General features: G+C 70.9%; 13 protein-coding genes and 1 pseudogene. 7 read left to right on the top strand and 7 right to left on the bottom strand.

The genetic code is table 11. The features are described from left to right. From HLB09_RS18010 to HLB09_RS00235, 3 genes and pseudogenes are all read left to right on the top strand, one after another. Positions 1-323, top strand: a pseudogene (locus HLB09_RS18010) (NADH-quinone oxidoreductase subunit L); the annotation flags it as partial. 2 nt (positions 324-325) lie between these two features. Then, positions 326-1,810 (top strand): NADH-quinone oxidoreductase subunit M, encoded by a 1,485-nt coding sequence (locus HLB09_RS00230; protein WP_171201439.1) that lies wholly within the window; start codon positions 326-328, stop codon positions 1,808-1,810. A gap of 24 nt (positions 1,811-1,834) precedes the next feature. Then, positions 1,835-3,238 carry an NADH-quinone oxidoreductase subunit N gene (locus tag HLB09_RS00235; protein WP_212755624.1) on the top strand — a complete coding sequence of 468 codons (1,404 nt, stop codon included), beginning with the start codon at positions 1,835-1,837 and terminating at the stop codon, positions 3,236-3,238. 1,390 nt (positions 3,239-4,628) lie between these two features. On the opposite strand, the gene HLB09_RS00240 is transcribed toward HLB09_RS00235, so the two are convergent. From HLB09_RS00240 to HLB09_RS00265, 7 genes are all read right to left on the bottom strand, one after another. Then, positions 4,629-5,495 (bottom strand): hypothetical protein, encoded by an 867-nt coding sequence (locus HLB09_RS00240; RefSeq protein WP_171201405.1) that lies wholly within the window; start codon positions 5,493-5,495, stop codon positions 4,629-4,631. Beyond that, positions 5,453-6,613 (bottom strand): DEAD/DEAH box helicase, encoded by a 1,161-nt coding sequence (locus HLB09_RS00245; RefSeq protein ID WP_171201406.1) that lies wholly within the window; start codon positions 6,611-6,613, stop codon positions 5,453-5,455. The genes HLB09_RS00240 and HLB09_RS00245 overlap by 43 nt, the downstream gene beginning before the upstream one ends. 153 nt (positions 6,614-6,766) lie before the next feature. Further along, positions 6,767-7,615 (bottom strand): HamA C-terminal domain-containing protein, encoded by an 849-nt coding sequence (locus HLB09_RS00250; RefSeq protein WP_171201407.1) that lies wholly within the window; start codon positions 7,613-7,615, stop codon positions 6,767-6,769. Between the two features lie 590 nt (positions 7,616-8,205). Then, positions 8,206-9,243, bottom strand: coding sequence for a trans-sulfuration enzyme family protein (locus tag HLB09_RS00255; RefSeq protein ID WP_322789964.1), 1,038 nt, complete (start codon positions 9,241-9,243; stop codon positions 8,206-8,208). Next, a complete protein-coding gene (locus HLB09_RS17615; protein WP_212755626.1) occupies positions 9,212-9,391 on the bottom strand; it encodes a hypothetical protein in 180 nt (59 codons plus the stop codon). Before HLB09_RS17615 ends, HLB09_RS00255 begins: the two co-directional genes overlap by 32 nt. A 222-nt stretch (positions 9,392-9,613) precedes the next feature. Beyond that, complete coding sequence (locus tag HLB09_RS00260; protein ID WP_171201408.1) at positions 9,614-9,991, bottom strand: PIN domain-containing protein; 378 nt, start codon at positions 9,989-9,991, stop codon at positions 9,614-9,616. Further along, positions 9,988-10,263, bottom strand: a complete 276-nt coding sequence (locus HLB09_RS00265) for a type II toxin-antitoxin system Phd/YefM family antitoxin (RefSeq protein WP_171201409.1) — start codon at positions 10,261-10,263, stop codon at positions 9,988-9,990. The genes HLB09_RS00260 and HLB09_RS00265 overlap by 4 nt, the downstream gene beginning before the upstream one ends. 241 nt (positions 10,264-10,504) lie before the next feature. Between HLB09_RS00265 and HLB09_RS00270 the strand changes: the two genes are divergently transcribed. The 4 genes from HLB09_RS00270 (at position 10,505) to HLB09_RS00285 (ending at position 16,146) form a co-directional block, all read left to right on the top strand. Further along, complete coding sequence (locus HLB09_RS00270; protein ID WP_212755628.1) at positions 10,505-11,539, top strand: LacI family DNA-binding transcriptional regulator; 1,035 nt, start codon at positions 10,505-10,507, stop codon at positions 11,537-11,539. Positions 11,540-11,613: 74 nt separating this feature from the next. Continuing rightward, entirely contained in the window at positions 11,614-13,233 is a 1,620-nt protein-coding gene (locus HLB09_RS00275; protein ID WP_171201410.1) for an FAD-dependent oxidoreductase, read from the top strand. Positions 13,234-13,312: 79 nt separating this feature from the next. Further along, positions 13,313-15,481: a hydantoinase/oxoprolinase family protein gene (locus HLB09_RS00280; RefSeq protein WP_212755630.1), complete on the top strand. Its 2,169-nt coding sequence runs from the start codon at positions 13,313-13,315 to the stop codon at positions 15,479-15,481. Continuing rightward, positions 15,478-16,146, top strand: a complete 669-nt coding sequence (locus HLB09_RS00285) for a hypothetical protein (protein WP_212755632.1) — start codon at positions 15,478-15,480, stop codon at positions 16,144-16,146. Before HLB09_RS00280 ends, HLB09_RS00285 begins: the two co-directional genes overlap by 4 nt. Position 16,147 lies beyond the last annotated feature (1 nt).

Raw genomic sequence — 16,147 nt, forward strand, 5'->3', positions numbered from 1 at the left:
GCGCGGACGACGCCCTCGGCCGCGTCCCCACCGCCCTGAGCCGCGGCGTCGTCGGCACCGCCGGTGCCGCGGGCTCCGCCGACGACCGCCTCGACGCCGGCGTCCGCGCCCTCGCCCGTCGCACCGACGGGGCCGCCGGCCTCACCGCCCGTGCCGACGACGGCGTCGACCGCGCCGTCCACGGCGTCGCCGCCGGCACCAAGCGCCTCGGGGGGCTAGTGCGCAGCGCGCAGACGGGGCAGCTGCACGACTACTACGCCCAGCTCGTCGTGGTGCTCGGCGCCGCGGCGGTCGGTCTCGTCCTCTACGTCTCCCTGAGGTGAGCGTGCTCTCTCTCGTCGTCTTCCTGCCCCTCGTGGCCGCGGTGGTGCTCGCCGTGGCGCGGGGCCTGCCCGACGCCGCGGCCCGTTGGGCGTGGGTCGGTGTCGCGCTCGTCGAGGTGCTGCTCGTCGGCGCCCTGTGGGCGCGGTACGAGACCCCCGAGCCCGGCTCGCTGGCCTTCGACGAGCAGGTGCAGTGGATCCCCGGCCTCGGGGCGAGCTACCACGTGGGCCTCGACGGGCTGTCGCTGCCGCTCATGGCGCTGACGGCCGTGGTGTTCGCGGCGTGCGCCGTCTACGCGCTGCGGGAGAGCACCCGCCCGCGCACCCAGGCGGCGCTCTTCTGCTTCCTGCAGACGACATGCCTGGGCCTGTTCGCGGCGGCCGACCTCATCGTCTTCTTCCTCTTCTTCGACCTGTCGATCGTCGGCATGTACTTCGCCATCGCCGGCTGGGGGCACGGCAAGGCGCAGAAGTCCGCGCTGCACTTCTTCCTCTACACGTTCCTCGGGTCGCTGGCGCTGCTGCTGGGCTTCATCGGCCTGTACGTCGCGTCGGGCTCCTTCGACATGGTCGAGCTCGCGGCCGACCCGCCGCTCGTGGGCACCGGCGTCACCGGCGGGCTCGTGCTCGCGGCGGTGCTCGTGGGCCTGGCGGTGAAGACGCCGACCGTCCCGTTCCACACCTGGCTGCCGCCCGCGCACACCGACGCGCCCGCCGTCGGGTCGGCGGTGCTCGCCGGGGTGCTGCTGAAGATGGGCACGTACGGGTTCGTGCGGGTCGCGATGCCGATGCTCCCCGACGCGTGGCGGTCCTTCGCGTGGGTGGTGATCGCCGTCGGCGTCGTGTCGGTGGTGTGGGGCGCGCTCGTCGCGCTGGCGCAGACCGACCTCAAGCGGATGGTCGCCTACACGTCGGTGAACCACATGGGCTACGTCGTCGTGGCGGTCGGCGCCGCGGGCGTCGTCGGGGGCAGCGCCGAGGAGGCGCGGGCGCTCGCGGTGACGGGCGCCGTGACGCAGATGGTCAGCCACGGCCTCATCACCGGCGCGTTGTTCCTCCTCGCCGGGGTGCTGCAGCGCCGCGCCGGCACCTACGAGATGAGTCGCTTCGGCGGGCTCGCCGGCCGGGCGCCGCGGTACTCGGCGATGTTCGCCGTCGCGGCGTTCGCCTCGCTGGGGCTGCCGGGCTTCTCGGGGTTCGTCGCGGAGGTGCAGGTCTTCGCGGGGTCCATCGCGACGGTGCCGTGGACGGCGGTCGCGCTCGTCGGGATTCTGCTGACGGCGGCCCTCTTCCTGCGGGCGCTGCAGCGGCTGCTGACCGGCGAGCCCGGCGAGCTGACGGCGTCGGTCGGCGACGTGCGCGCGTCCGAGCTCGTCGCCGTCGCGCCGCTGCTCGTGCTCGCGACGCTGATCGGGGTGCTGCCGCGGCCGCTGCTGGAGGTCATCGAGCCGGCGGCGCAGACGGTCGTCGCGCTGGTGGGGCGCTGACCGGCCGTGGACATGAGCGGCTCGATGAGCATGGGCGCGGACGTCGTCGCCGTCCTGCCCGAGGTGCTGCTGCTCGTGGGGGCGCTGGTGGCGCTGGTCGGCGGGTCGTTCACCCCGCGCGAGCAGCAGTGGCGGGTGCGGCTGGTGGCCGTGGCGGCGCTGGTGGCCTCGGCGGTCGCGGCGGGTGTCGGCCTGGTGTCGCCGGCGGGGCCGGTGTTCTCGGGGACGTACGACGTCGACACGGCGACGGGCGTGGTGCGCCTGGTCGTGGCGGCCTCGACGCTGCTGGTGATCGGGCTGGGCGTCGAGGAGGTGGCGGGGCACCGGCAGGAGAGCGAGACGTACGCGCTGCTGCTGCTGTCGGCGACGGGCGCCGTGGTGCTCGGCGGGGCGGCGGACCTGCTGGTGCTGGTGGTGGCGTTCCTGCTGGGGAGCATCCCGCTGTACGCGCTGGTGGGGCAGGCGCGGACGGGCCCGGCCGCCGAGGGCGCGATGAAGACGTACCTGCTGGGGGCGCTGCTCGGCATCGTGCTCATGGCGGGGGTGACGGTGCTGCTCGGCGTCGGCGGGGGCGAGGCCGGGTACACGGGCCTGACCGTCGCGCTGGCAGGGGCGCCGGCCGGGGCGGTCGCGGCGGGCGCGGTGGCGGTACTGGTCGGGCTGATGTTCAAGGCCGGGGGCGTGCCCGGGCACTTCTGGGTGCCGGACGCCGCGCAGGGCGCGTCGGTGACGGCGGCGGCGCTCCTGACGACGGTGCCGAAGGTCGGCGCGCTGGTGGCGGTCTTCCGGCTGGTGGAGGCGATGCCGGCGGCAGTGGACGTGCAGCTCGTCGTGGCGGTTCTGGCGGTGGCGAGCATGACGCTGGGGAACCTGGCGGCGCTGGGGCAGACGGCGGTGCGGCGGCTGCTGGGGTGGTCGACGGTCAGCCAGGTCGGGTACTTGCTGCTGCCGGTGGCCGTGGTGGGGCGCACGGACCTGGCTGAGCCGGCGCTGTTGTTCTACCTGGCGGCGTACGCGGTGACGAACCTGACGGCGTTCGCGGTGGTGGCGGCGTTGCCGGGGCGGGAGTCGCTGGAGGACTACCGCGGGCTGGCGCGGGCGCACCCGTGGTTGGCGGGGGCCCTGCTGGTGAGTCTGCTCGGGCTGCTGGGGACGCCGCCGACGTCGGTGTTCGTGGGCAAGCTGCTCGTCGCGACCGCGGCGTGGGACGGCGGGGCCGGGTGGTTGGCGGTGGTACTAGTGGTCAACACCGTGGCGAGTCTCTTCTACTACGTCGGGTGGCTCGCGACGGTGCTGCGGGGTGGGCAGGCGGACGGCGAGTACCCCGAGCCGCGGGCCTGGGCGGCGGGAGCTGCGGTGTGGGGGGCAGTGCCGATCGTGGTGCTCGCAGCCGTCGCCGAACCAGCGGTGAGGCTCGTCGTCCGTTGAGGCCCGTGACGGCCGCACAAGCCCCAATCCTCACTGAACCCAGTGCGAGACGCTGCGCCGACTGTGACACCCACCGGACGGTGCAGGCGGAGTCTGACCGTGACGAAGCGACTCCTCCGGTCTAGACGCCGCCGACGACGCCTGCGAGCTTCTGCCTAGGGGATGACGCGCCCGGCCACGCCCCCGCGGGCAGCAAGTGCAGCGATGACGCTTACGCTCGAAGCTCAGGCGGCGACGCGAGAAACATGCTCTCCGGTGGCGTCGACCCCGGCGCCGGTGGAACGGCCGGAGACGTCTCGGGCCTGCTCTGATGCCGTGTCCGCCGCCGCAGTCGCCGACGCCATCATGCTGCCCTGCCGGAACGCCGCCTGATGCCCGTACCCAGGCGAGGCGCCCCACCTCCACGGCTTCCCACCGGGCAGGTGGGGGCCTGTCGCGGAGGGGTGCGGACCGCTTGGCGGCCACTTCGTTGGCGCATAACCGTCGCCCCGACCTCCAAGCTGCAGTCGCACCGTCACCCGCCTGTCGGTGGTCTCTGGCATGGTTCGCTCCCGAAGTGTCCGACTTTAGAGGAGACGTTGATGGACCCGCTTCTGCAGGTGAGGCACCTTATGGCAGTGGGCCTGCCACCGATGCCAGAGCCCCCGGGCATTTTGCCGAGCGGAGGAAGCCTCGTTGCTCTCTGCTTTCTGGGCATCTTTATGGTCAGCCTCGTCACTCCTTGGGTGGCCGTGATGGCGCGGCGCCTAACCCGTCAACGATTGGCGGCGCGCAGGTACGTCGACGAGCGTGAGAAGTGGGTGGGCTTGCTGCCCGTGCTCGCCCCGTGCGGAGTGTTGGCGATCGGCGTCGTCTCGATCTTGGGCTTAGGGGCGGTCATAGTGCCGCCCGAGCCGCCCTTGCTTGTCGTCGCCGCGCAGGTTGGTGTCGCCGTCGGAACGCTGCTGGGCTTGGTCCCTTCCTTGCTCTTGTACCGGTACTCGCACCGAAGGTTCTAAGGGCGCGAGTATGCCGATGGGGCGGCATAGGGCCATCAGTTCTAGCGTCCCGGCCGCCCATGTCGAGCTAAGTACCCTGGACCGGAGGCTGGCCGAGAGGGCCGCCGACGCTTCGGTTTACCTTGACCGACCCGGCACGTTCGAGGGTCGATCGAGGCCTGCAAGGGCGCCTGGAACATCTGCGCGGCGTTGTCTTGGGCGCCCGAACGTGACCTAGCGAATCGCCCGATCGTCGCTTAGGGCCGGAGGCAACTAGCCCCCGGCCACAGCGTGATTGTTCGTGAACCCCGGAGGGGGCGCCACGGCCAAAACGGTTTCTGCATGTCCATGCCGACGTGCCACCCGCCTGCGCATCCGTGAGCGATACGAGTTGCGCCGGGTCAGCTTAAGTATTAGTTCGGCCTGGACACAACACCGAGGCCTGCTAGCACATCATCGACAATCCAAAGCTCCACCTCCGACAGGGCCGAACGGGTCCGCGGCTGCTGGGCCAGTGCTATGAAACTCTCGAGCACTTGCGATATGTCCCCTTCTTCGACCATGCCTAGTTGGGAAAAGCGTAGGGCCAGGGGCAACGGCAGACCGTACTCGTCGAGTTCTAGGAGGTTTGGGGCGAGGAATAGATTCTCCACTCGCGACAAGTAGAACTCGTAGTTGCCCCGTGCTTCGCCCAGCGAGGTAGCCACCTCGTTGTAGATGCGTTGAGATGCGCGCAGCAGTGACGGAATTGTGAAACCCATCCAATTGCGCTGGAACGCAAGAACGGAAGCGACCACGTCACTGAGGTCCTCGCTCGGAAACCGATACATGTTCTGACGGGCGACCAATTCTCTGAAGTCACCTTGCGCGTCACGGACTGCACCGAGGGTGCCCAATAGACGATTGACATTCATGCCGCGGCGCTGTCGCGGGCTCATCAACTGCACGAAGGCGAACTCGAGTACCGCCCGACCCTCGTTAGCGGTGGGGTAACCAGACCAGGCGAAGTTTCTCCTCAGTGCTCGCTGTGACTTCAATTGCCGGGCAGCCTCAATTTGCAACTCTGGGTCGAATCCTCGATTCGCCCTTATGGTCTCTATGGATAAGTCAGGTTGCCCCATCACGGCTTGAAGGCGTTCCCTGGAGACACTATTGAGGTCACGCTCAGCAAGCTGGACGATTGACGAAAGGGGGGCCGCCTCCGATTGCGAGTCGATGGGTATGTCGACCTCAGTCTCTACGGCCGCGGGCGGCGCCATGTACGTGATGACGTTGCCCACAAAGTGGCTCGCCATCCGACCGGCTCGCCCCCTGACGTTACTGAAGGTGAAATAGTCGATCGGTTGACGATCAATAGCCTATCATATATGACGACATTTTTGGCTGAGGTGTTGACACCTTCGATCAACGTGGTGGTACACACCAAGTCTTGAATTTGCCCAGTTCCAAAGAGTCGAATCATGATTCGTTGCAGGCTTCGAGGCATAGGCCCGGTATGGGTGCCTACGCCTCTCTGGAGGGCCGCCACAACCCGCCAAGAGGGGTGGTAGTTGAGGGCCAACCAAGCTGCAACGTCGGTGGTGAAGGCACCCGGGGGTGGGACAGCGTCGAAGCGGGAAACATCGACAGCCACCCGCTCGGCTCGAGAAGGCGCAGAGACGAAGACCAGCGTGGAACCCGTCAGACCAGACCAGTAGTCGGCCATATCTTCGAGGCGGTCATTGTCCGACACGTATGAACGGTCTTCCACGTCCACCGCCACGGTCTGGTAGTTCGACACCATCAGACTGCCACGCAGGTCGGAATCTAAGGAGGCCGCTAGGCTGCTCACGTTCGGCCCAGTTAGATAATACTGTGCCCCGGTAGCCCGCAGGCGACTCCACGCGATGTTGAGAAGACTCATTCGTTGGTCGTTGGAGTCACGAGCGTTGAGTTTGTAGAACTCGTCAATCATGAAGAGGTCGACTTCAGGCATGGTCGGTAATTCTAGAAAGCGTTCCTGAGTGAGAACGTAGATATTCCGATCCTCCGCCGCCTGACTGGGATGCGTTATGACGTTATAGCGTTCCGAGAACCTGACAAGACGACGCCGCACCTCATCAATGAGTGCGATGGTCGGCACGATGACAACAATGTTTCGCCACTTCTCGGAAGCCACGAGGGCGTCCAAGATGACAGACTTGCCGAAGGATGTCGGCGCAGACAGGATGACGCTTCTGCCGTCCATGAGTCGATAGAAGACAGATGATTGCTCCGAGTGGAAAAGGAAATCTCTGTCCTGGAGATTGACGTCCGGGCGGTGAAACTCCACGGCCAGGGCCTCGGCCGCTGACAGCCCCGGTCGCTGCAGACTCAAATACGGATAAAGCCCGAAGTGAATGCAGAGCGAGTCGACCACTGAATCGATCGCCGACATGCCTGCGTACAAATCTAGGAAGCGGATGAGCCGCTGTCGTCCTTCCTCGTGACGACTCGGCTCTCGCGTATAACGAGCGAGCGTCCTTATCTCTCGGAGACCTGAAGCATCCACCGGCTGAGTCATGTTTCTCCGCTACAGTGTCTGGTAGGTCATCAGCGTGTTGTGGGCGAGGTCCCGCACCGCCTTCGTCTCCTTCAGCGGAAGCACAATGAAGGCGATGACCACGGGGAAGTCAGCAGGCAAGCCATCCTTGAAGATCTCCCAAGCTTCCTGCGCCTCCTGTAGCAGATCTTCGATGTAGGCGTCAGAGACCTTGTTATGTCGTGCAATTACATCAGACTGGAAGGTAAGCAGGACCGGCATAACTATTCGGTCCAGGATCACATCGAGTGACGTGTTCTCGTCCAGCAGTTCAGTCAGTGCAGCACTGTGCGGCCATCCATCGTCGAACTTATTGGAGACCGCGATGAATTCTCGGCGCAGGAACTCGTTGCTGATGTGGTCTTGGATGCTGCGCACTACCGCGTTGATCGCCGACTTCATGTCGGTATAGAGCTTCGCTTCCCCCAGCCAAACGTCGAGTTCGCCTGTGTCATCGACTACGACATGGACGGCGTCGAACCCTTTCGCTGTCTCGTTAGGGGAGTCGAGGAAGAAGATTTTGCTTACGGCAGGTTCGGCCCCGTAGAAGTCTCGAAGTATGCCGTGGAGGATAAGTTCCCCAAATTCGCCTCGTCGCTCGTACTTGTCAGTGTCATAGACCATCTTGGCCGATCGAGCGAGCGCTGCAGCGGCACTGTCGCCGTCAACCTTTTGCCACTCTGAGTAGCTTAGCGCGAAGGAGGTGAGATGGCGACGGAAGGCGTCTCTTACTAATTCTTGCGCACGCCATCGGCCTTGCTCATAGCCGACACAGAATACCTTGAGTTTCGGCTTGATCTCGTCGTCGCTCTTGCGGCACACGAGCAGCGGTTTGCTCATGAAGCCCCCCGTCATCTTGGTCGCATCACCGTCGTGGTGCGCGTGGAGTGTCGACATAGGCGTCCACGCCCCAGCGGTGAACTAGCAGTGCCCGTTGCGACTAGCGCCCAATGCTCCTTGATGGCAGACAGTAGACACACGTCGGCACTGGGTCACGACGACGCGCTGTCGTCGCAGCGGCTGACGGTCATATCGCGGCCTGCGGTCGTACTGCGTCTACTTCACGGTCAGTGCCCCATGCGACGGGTTCGCGTAGTGGTCGTCAGGCAGGCGAGCCCGCGGGCGGCCTGGGGGGCGAGCGCGGGGGTCTAGTTGCTCAGAGCCTTCGTGCGGGGCTCGCGCTCCCCCAGTTGCGGCGGTGAGTCGTCGCTTGCCGCCGCCGCCGCCGGCGGTGGCTTGCGCGCGAAGACGCCTCCGCAACGCCCGGGGGAGTGCTCTCCAGGGCCAGACGTCCCTCCAGCATGCGAGCCGCTGTAGCGGCCGGGACGAGGTGTACTTGCGCCTCCTCGGGCCGGGCGGCTCGTCGCCGCGGTCGTGGGTGGTGTCGAGGGTCATGCGCCATGAGGGCTCCTACTGAGGGGGAGTGGGGGTCAGCGGGCGAGGCAGTCGAGGGCCTGGGCGAGGTCGGCGATCTGGGCGTCGGCGCCCTCGAGCCCGACCGACAGGCGGACCATGCCGGGGGAGAAGACCTGGGCGGCCATCGCGGCCTTGCCGCCGGGCTTGCTCGGGGAGGTGACGAGGCTCTCGTAGCCGCCCCAACTGGGGCCGATGCGGAACAGGCGCAGGGCGTCGACGAACCGCGCGACGGCCTGCGGGGTGGCCTCGGCGAGGTCGAGGCCGATCAGGCCGGTGACGCCGGTGAGCTGCTCGCGGCGCAGGCGGTGGTCGGCGGGCAGGTCGGCGTGGGGGTGGTGGACGGCCGCGACCTCGGGGCAGGTCTGGAGGTACTCGACGACGCGGATCGCGTTGCGCTGGTGCTCGGCCATCCGCACCGGCAGGGTCCGCAGGCCGCGGAGGACGAGGGAGGCCTCCAGGGCCGACATCACCGAGCCCTGCAGCTGGAAGCCGGCGTAGAAGAGGTCGCGGACGAACGCCGCCGAGCCGATGACGGCGCCGCCGAGGACGTCGCTGTGGCCGCCGACGTACTTGGTGAGGGAGTGCACGACGACGTCGATGCCGTGCTCGAGCGGCTTCTGGAACAGCGGCGTCGCCCACGTGCCGTCGATGACCGTGGTGATGCCGCGGGCGCGGGCGACGTCGGCGATCGCCCGCAGGTCGAGGACCTTCATCCGATAGGTGCCCGGGCTCTCGAGGTGGATGAGCCGCGTGCTCGGGCGCAGGTGCTGCTCCCAGTCCTCGCCCGGCGAGCGGACGACGGTGTGCTCGACGCTGAGGCGCTCGAGGTGCCGGGCCAGCTGCAGCGTGGGGCCGTAGACGTCGTTGAGCAGGAGCACGTGGTCGCCGGCGCGCAGCAGCGTCGACCACACCGCGCTGATGGCGCCCATGCCGGAGCCGAAGCACTGGGCGGCCTCGCCGCGCTCGAGCTCGGCCAGGGCGCCGGCGAGGACGGCGACGGTGGGGTTGGCGCCGCGGCTGTCAACGAAGGTGCTCGTGCTCGGAGGCCTGATGCTCGGCGAAGACCGCCATCGACGGCTGCGCGAACAGGCTCGTCTGGTAGATCGGCGGGGCGACGGCGCCGTGGTGGGTGCTCGGGTCCATGCCGGCGGTCGTGCAGATCTCGGCGTCGGACCTCGTGACGGCGTCGGCGCCCGTCATGGCAGTGCTCCTCCTGGGTCGTGACCTCGTCGTCGTCCCCGGGGGAAGGGGGTGAGGGCGTCGAGTACGCGGCGGGCCTGTCAACGTTGGCAGACGGCTGGCGCGGGGGCGCGAGCGCGGACTTCGTGGGGCGACGCGCCGCCGTATGGCCCCCGAAGTCCGCCGTCATCGCCGTCGCTGCGCCGCGACTTCCGAGCGCCTCGGGCGAGCGCCGCGGACCTCTCAGGGAGTGACGACCTCGACCAGGTGCTCCAGCCCGAGGAAGTCGGCGGGGTTGCGGGTCAGCAGGCGGAGGTCGTGGGCCAGGGCGGTGGCGGCGATGAGGAGGTCCGTGCGGCGCGGCCGCGGGTCGCGGCCGACGGAGCGGACGGCCTGGTCGACCTGGAGGTACGCCAAGAGGACGGGGCGGTCGACGGGGATCGGCGCGAACATCGACTCGATCGCCGTCCAGCGCGCGCGGCGCACCCGCGTCTCGGCAGGGCTGAGGCCGGGGCGGTTGATGCCCGAGGCCAGCTCGACGAGGCTGATGACCGAGACGGCGGAAGCGTTGCGGACGGGGTCGTCGCCGATGAGGACGCTGGTGTCGAGCAGGTCCGTCACGCCGGCGTCCAGGGGTCGCAGCCCTCGTCGTCCGTCCGGGAGTCCTCGAGCCAGGCCCGCTGCTGGTCCGGCGTCAACGTCGGGACGTCGCCCATGACGGCGGCGTACTGCTCCGGGCTGACGACGCGCCGGCGCTCCGTGGGGGGTGGGTCCATGCGCAGGACGCCGATCGGCTCGCCGTTGCTCGTGACCATGAGCTCCTCGCCCGCCGCCAGGTCGCGCAGCACCTGACCGCTGGAGTTGCGCAGCTCACGCTGGCTGATGGAGCGCATGCCACGACTGTAGCGCGCGCGTGCTACGGCGGTGCTGACGTGGTCGCTGGCTCCGATGGTCCTGGGGGCCGGTGAGTCTGATGCGTATCAGCAACGCTGAGTGATGGTCCGGTTAGGAGCGCCACTGATACGCATCAGACCGTTGACCCGGCGCCATGCCGCTGGACATGGTCACCACCTCGATGCGCATCAGCCGCCCCGGCCGGTGCCGACGCCGCGGCCGACGGAGGAGGTGGTGACCGTGACGGACGTCATCCGTCGTCGTCCCCGCCAGGCCGACGTCGCGGCGCTCGCGGGCGTCTCGCAGGCCACGGTCTCGACGGCGCTCGGCACGAGCCCGGCGCGGGCCTCGCTCTCGGCCTCGACGCTCGAGCGGGTGGCGCTGGCCGCCCGGACCCTGGGCTACGTGCCCGACCCGGTGGCCCGGCGGCTCGCGGCGCAGAGCACCGACCTGCTCGGCGTCTACACGTTCACGGACGCTTTCCCCGTCGAGGTCCGTGACTCCTACTACCCCTTCCTCGTCGGCATCGAGCGGTCGGCGGCGCGGCTGGGCTACGACCTGCTCCTCTTCACCGGGACGTCGTCCTCCCGCGGCGGCGAGGCCGTGCAGAAGGTGCGGCTCGCCGACGGCTGCCTGTTCCTCGGCCGCCACGTGCCCGAGGAGCAGCTGCAGCAGCTGCTCGACGCGGGGTACCCCGTCGTCTACGTCGGCCGGCGGACCGAGCTCGGCGGGCGCCTGTCCTACGTCGGCGCCGACTACGTGGCCGGCGCCGCGCAGGTCGTCGACCACCTCGCCGGGCTGGGCCACACGGCGCTGCTCTACGTGCGCGGCACCGACGACGCCGTCGCCTCGGCGGACCGCGAGGAGGGCTTCTGGCGGGCCGTCGCCGCGGCCGGCCTCCGCGGGCAGGTGCAGCGCGCCTACGCCTCGAGCATCGACGCCCGCGCCCTGCAGTCCTGGCGCGCGTCGGGCGTCACCGCCGTGGTCACCGAGGAGAACGACGCCAACGACCTGCTGGCCGCGCTCCTCGCCGCCGCTGACGATGCCGACGTCGCCGTCCCGCAGGAGATGTCTCTCGCCGTGCTCGGCGAGTCCGGCGGCGTCGAGACGGCGCCGCGCGTGACGGGCTTCGCGCTGCCCCGGCAGCAGATGGGCGAGGACGCCGCGGCGCTCCTCGTCGACCTCGTCACCGGGCGGCGCACCGGCCCCGTCCAGGAGCTGCTCGTCCCGAGCCTGCTCGTCGGCGAGACCACCGGTCCGCCGCCCCCCGCCTGACCACCGACCCACCCGCAGCACGACCCGGCGCGGCCCCACCCGGCCCCGCCTCCCCACCCACGTCGAGGAGACCCATGCCGTCCCCGCACCAGACCCTCACCACCGACGTCGCCGTCATCGGCGGCGGCCTCGGAGGGGTGGCCGCCGCCCTGGCCGTCTGCCGCTCCGGGCGCTCCGTGGTGCTCACCGAGGAGACCGACTGGCTCGGGGGGCAGCTCACGTCCCAGGCGGTGCCCCCGGACGAGCATCCCTGGATCGAGCACTTCGGCGCGACGGCGAGCTACCGCGCGCTGCGCGAGGGCATCCGCGACCACTACCGGCGCACCTACCCGCTGCGCCCCGAGGCGGCGGCGCTCGCGGACCTCAACCCGGGCGCCGGGCGGGTCAGCAAGCTGTGCCACGAGCCGCGCGTCGCCGTCGCGGTCATCGAGGAGATGCTCGCGCCGTTCCGCAGCGCCGGGCGCCTGGTGGTGCTCACCGAGCACCGCCCCACGGCCGTGGCCGTGGACGGCGACGCGGTGCGCTCGGTCACGGTGCGCGGGCGCGAGGGCCGCGAGGTCGAGGTCACCGCTCCCTACGTGCTGGACGCGACCGAGACCGGCGAGCTCCTCGCCCTCGGCGGCGTCGAGCACGTCACCGGCGCCGAGGCGCGCTCCGAGCACGACGAGCCGCACGCCCCGGAGGAGGCGCAGCCGCGCAACCAGCAGGGCATCACCTTCTGCTTCGCCGTCTCCCACCACGAGGGCGAGGACCACACCGTCCCCCGCCCGGAGATGTACGACTTCTGGCGCTCCTACCGCCCCGACTTCTGGCCCGGTCCGCTGCTCGGCTTCTCGGCGCCCGACCCGCGCACGCTCGAGGCCCACGGCCGCACGCTGGAGCCGAACCCCGACACGGACCCCCTCGCGGTGACGGCCGACCAGAGCGCCGACGCCGGCGACAAGGAGCTGTGGGGCTTCCGCCGCATCCTCGCCCGGCGCCTCTTCGTCGACGGCGCGTTCGACTCCGACATCTGCCTCGTGAACTGGCCGCTCAACGACTACTGGCTCAAGCCCCTCGTCAGCGACGACCCGCTGGAGGCCGAGCAGGCGCTCCACGAGGCGCGGCAGCTGTCCCTGTCGCTGCTGCACTGGCTGCAGACGGAGGCGCCGCGCCCCGACGGCGGCACCGGCTTCCCGGGCCTGCGCCTGCGCGGCGACGTCACGGGCTCCGACGACGGCCTGGCCAAGGCGGCGTACGTCCGCGAGTCCCGGCGCATCCGCGCGCTCACCACGGTGACCGAGCACGACGTCTCCGCCGAGCTCGCCGGCAGCAGCCCGACCCGGCGGGAGGACTCGGTCGGCGTGGGCAGCTACCGCCTCGACCTCCACCCCTCCACCGGCGGCGACAACTACGTCGACATCCCGAGCGTCCCCTTCGAGATCCCCGTCGGGGCGCTGCTGCCGGTGCGCGTCACCAACCTGCTGCCGGCGGGCAAGACGCTCGGCACGACGCACATCAGCAACGGCTGCTTCCGGCTCCACCCCGTGGAGTGGAACGTCGGCGAGGTCGCCGGCGCGATGGCCGTGCACGCCCTCGCCACCGGGCGGGCGCCGCGCGACCTGCACGCCGACCCGGAGCACTTCGCGGACCTGGCGCGCGAGCTCGACCGCCAGGGCGTGCAGCGCCACTGGCCGGTCGTCGCCTCCTACTGACGACGCCCTCCGACGGCCGCCCGACGGCGGCCCTGCTGACGACAGTCCCGTGCACACCCAGGAGAGAGGTCACGACGACGTGGCACCACAGGAGCAGGACCACCCCGCCCGGTCACCGATCAGGGTCGGCATCGACGTCGGCGGCACCTTCACCGACGCCGTCGCCGTCGACGCCACGACCTTGCAGCTGGTCGGTGAGACGAAGACCCCGACGAGCCACGACCACCCCGACGGCGTCGCCCACGGCATCGTCACCGGGCTCCACGAGCTGCTGCGGCACACCGGTCACCGGCCCGAGGACGTCGTCTTCCTCGCCCACGGCACGACGCAGGCCACCAACGCGCTGCTCGAGGGGGACGTCGCCCCGGTCGGGCTCATCGGGATCGGCTCCGGGCCGTCGTCCTTCTTCGTCAAGCGCCTGGCGAGCCTCGCCAAGCTCGAGCTGACCGAGGGGTCGCGGCTGCCGCTGGAGTTCCGGCACCTGCGCCGCGCGGACGACACGGCCGCCGTCGACGCGGTGCTCGACGACCTCGAGAGCCGCGGCATCGCCTCGCTCGTCGTCACCGAGCCCTTCAGCGTCGACGACAGCGCGGGGGAGAGCGCCGTCGCCGGACGGGCCCGCAGCCGCGGCTTCCTCGTGACGGCGACGCACGACATCTCCTCGCTGTACGGCCTGAGCAAGCGCACCCGCACGGCCGTCCTCAACGCGGTGATCCTCCCGCGGATGTTCGCGACGGCCGAGCTCGTGCAGGCCAGCATCGACGCGGCCGGCATCACCGCCCCGCTCATGGTCATGCGCTGCGACGGCGGGGTCATGTCGCTGGACGAGATGCGCCGCCGGCCCCTGCTGACCGTCCTGTCCGGCCCGGCTGCGGGTGTCGCGGGGGCGCTCATGCAGGAGCGGCTCAGCGACGGCGTCTTCCTCGAGACCGGGGGCACGTCGACCGACGTCTCGGTGGTCCGGCGGGGCAAGGTCGCCGTCCAGTACACGCGCTTCGGCGGCTCGTCCACCTTCCTCACGGCCCTCGACGTGCGCACCGTCGGTGTCGGCGGCGGGTCGATGGTGCGGGCGCGCCTCGGGCAGGGCGGTGACGTCGTCGCCGTCGGCCCGCGCAGCGCCCACATCGCCGGCCTGCCCTACGCGTGCTTCGCGGCCCCCGAGGCCCTCGAGGGCGCCCGCGTCGCCGCGGTCGCGCCCAAGCCCGGTGACCCGGCGGACCACGTGGTGCTCGAGGCGGTCGACGGCGCGCGCTACGCCGTGACCCTCACGTGCGCGGCCAACGCGCTGGGGCTCGTCCCCGAGGACGCCTACGCCGCCTCGGACCCGCGGGCGGCGAGGCTCGCCCTCGAGCCGCTCGCCGCCGCGCTCGGCCTCCAGGTCGGGGAGGCCGCCACCCGGGTGCTCCGGGCCGCGGCCGCCCCCGTCCGCGAGGTCGTCGACGCGCTCGTGCGCGACTACGGCCTCGAGGACGAGCACGTCCGCCTGGTCGGCGGGGGCGGCGGCGCCGCCGCCGTCACGCCGTTCGTCGGCCGCGAGAGCGGTCGTGAGTGGGGCATCGCCGCGCACAGCGAGGTCATCAGCCCCATCGGGGTCGCCCTCGCGCTCATCCGCGAGCAGGTCGAGCGCGTCATCCCCGGCGCCACCGACCAGCAGGTGCTCGGCGTCCGCCACGAGGCCGAGCAGGCCGTCATCGCCCAGGGGGCCGCCCCCGAGGGCGTCGAGGTCGACGTCACCGTCGACCCGCAGTCGAGCACCGTGCGGGCCGTCGCGACGGGCGCCACGGAGCTGCGGACGCAGGACCGCTCCGCCCGCCTCGACCGCTCCGAGCTCGACGGGCTGGCGGCGCGAAGCCTCGACGTCGCGGCGGGGGAGGTCAGCGTCCTCGCGGAGACGCCGCACCACGTGGTCTACGGCGGCCCGTCCACCCGTCGCCTGCTCGGGCGGCCGCGCCGGCCGGTGCGCGTGCTCGACCGCGACGGCGTCGTCCGCCTCGCCTCGCGCGACGCCCACGTCGAGCAGTCCACCGTCGGCGCCGCCGGCGAGCTGCTGCCGCGCGTCATCAGCGCCCGGACGAGCTACGGCGACGGCGGCTCCCGGGCCCCGGCGGTGCAGCTGCTCGTCGGGGCCCGCATCTCCGACCTCTCCGGCGTCCTCGACGAGAGCTCGCTCGTCTCCCTGGCCCGCACCGAGCTCGAGGGCCGAGCGGGCGACGAGGACCTCGTCGCCGTCCTCGAGGTGCGCTCGTGAGCGCGCCGGCCGCCGTCCTCGACCGGGCCCGCCGCCCGGGTGCGGGAGCGCTCGCCCGCGCGCGAGCGCTCGGCGGGCGCAGCGACGTCGCCCTCGGCGCGGACCTCCTGCGCGGTGTCCCGACGAACGACGGCCGCAGCGAGGACCTCCTGCGGCAGGTCAGCGAGCGCGCCCAGGCCTTCGGGCGGCGGATGGCCGCCGCCCCGCAGGGCGCGGGCGCACCCGGCCGCGTCGTCGAGCGCGACGACGGCCTGGACCGTCCGGACCCGGTGGTGGCCCGCTACCTCCACCGCGAGGGCGTCGTCGAGGTCTTCACCGACGCGGTCGCCCTGTGCGAGGACCTCGTCGAGCTGCTCGGGTGGCGCGCCTGGTTCCCCACCGGGTCGGTGCGCGCGGCCGCCGTCGCGCACGAGCGGGCGCACCACCTCGTGGCCGAGCGCCACGCGGCCGAGCTGCGGGGCGCCGTCGGCGTCCCCGCGCTGCGCCTGGGCCGGTGGGTCCGCTGGGCCCACGTCGCCGGCGCCGAGGAGCTCGCCGCCCACGCCTTCGCCCAGCAGGCGCTCGGCCTCGGTCGCTCGCCGCTCCTCGTGACCGCGGCGGCCACGACCTGCCTCGAGGCGGCGCTCGCGCCGCCCTCCCGCACCGACGTCGTCAAGGAGTTCTGAC

Origin of the sequence: Pseudokineococcus marinus, assembly GCF_013004605.1 — a bacterium.
Classification (GTDB): domain Bacteria; phylum Actinomycetota; class Actinomycetes; order Actinomycetales; family Quadrisphaeraceae; genus Pseudokineococcus; species Pseudokineococcus marinus.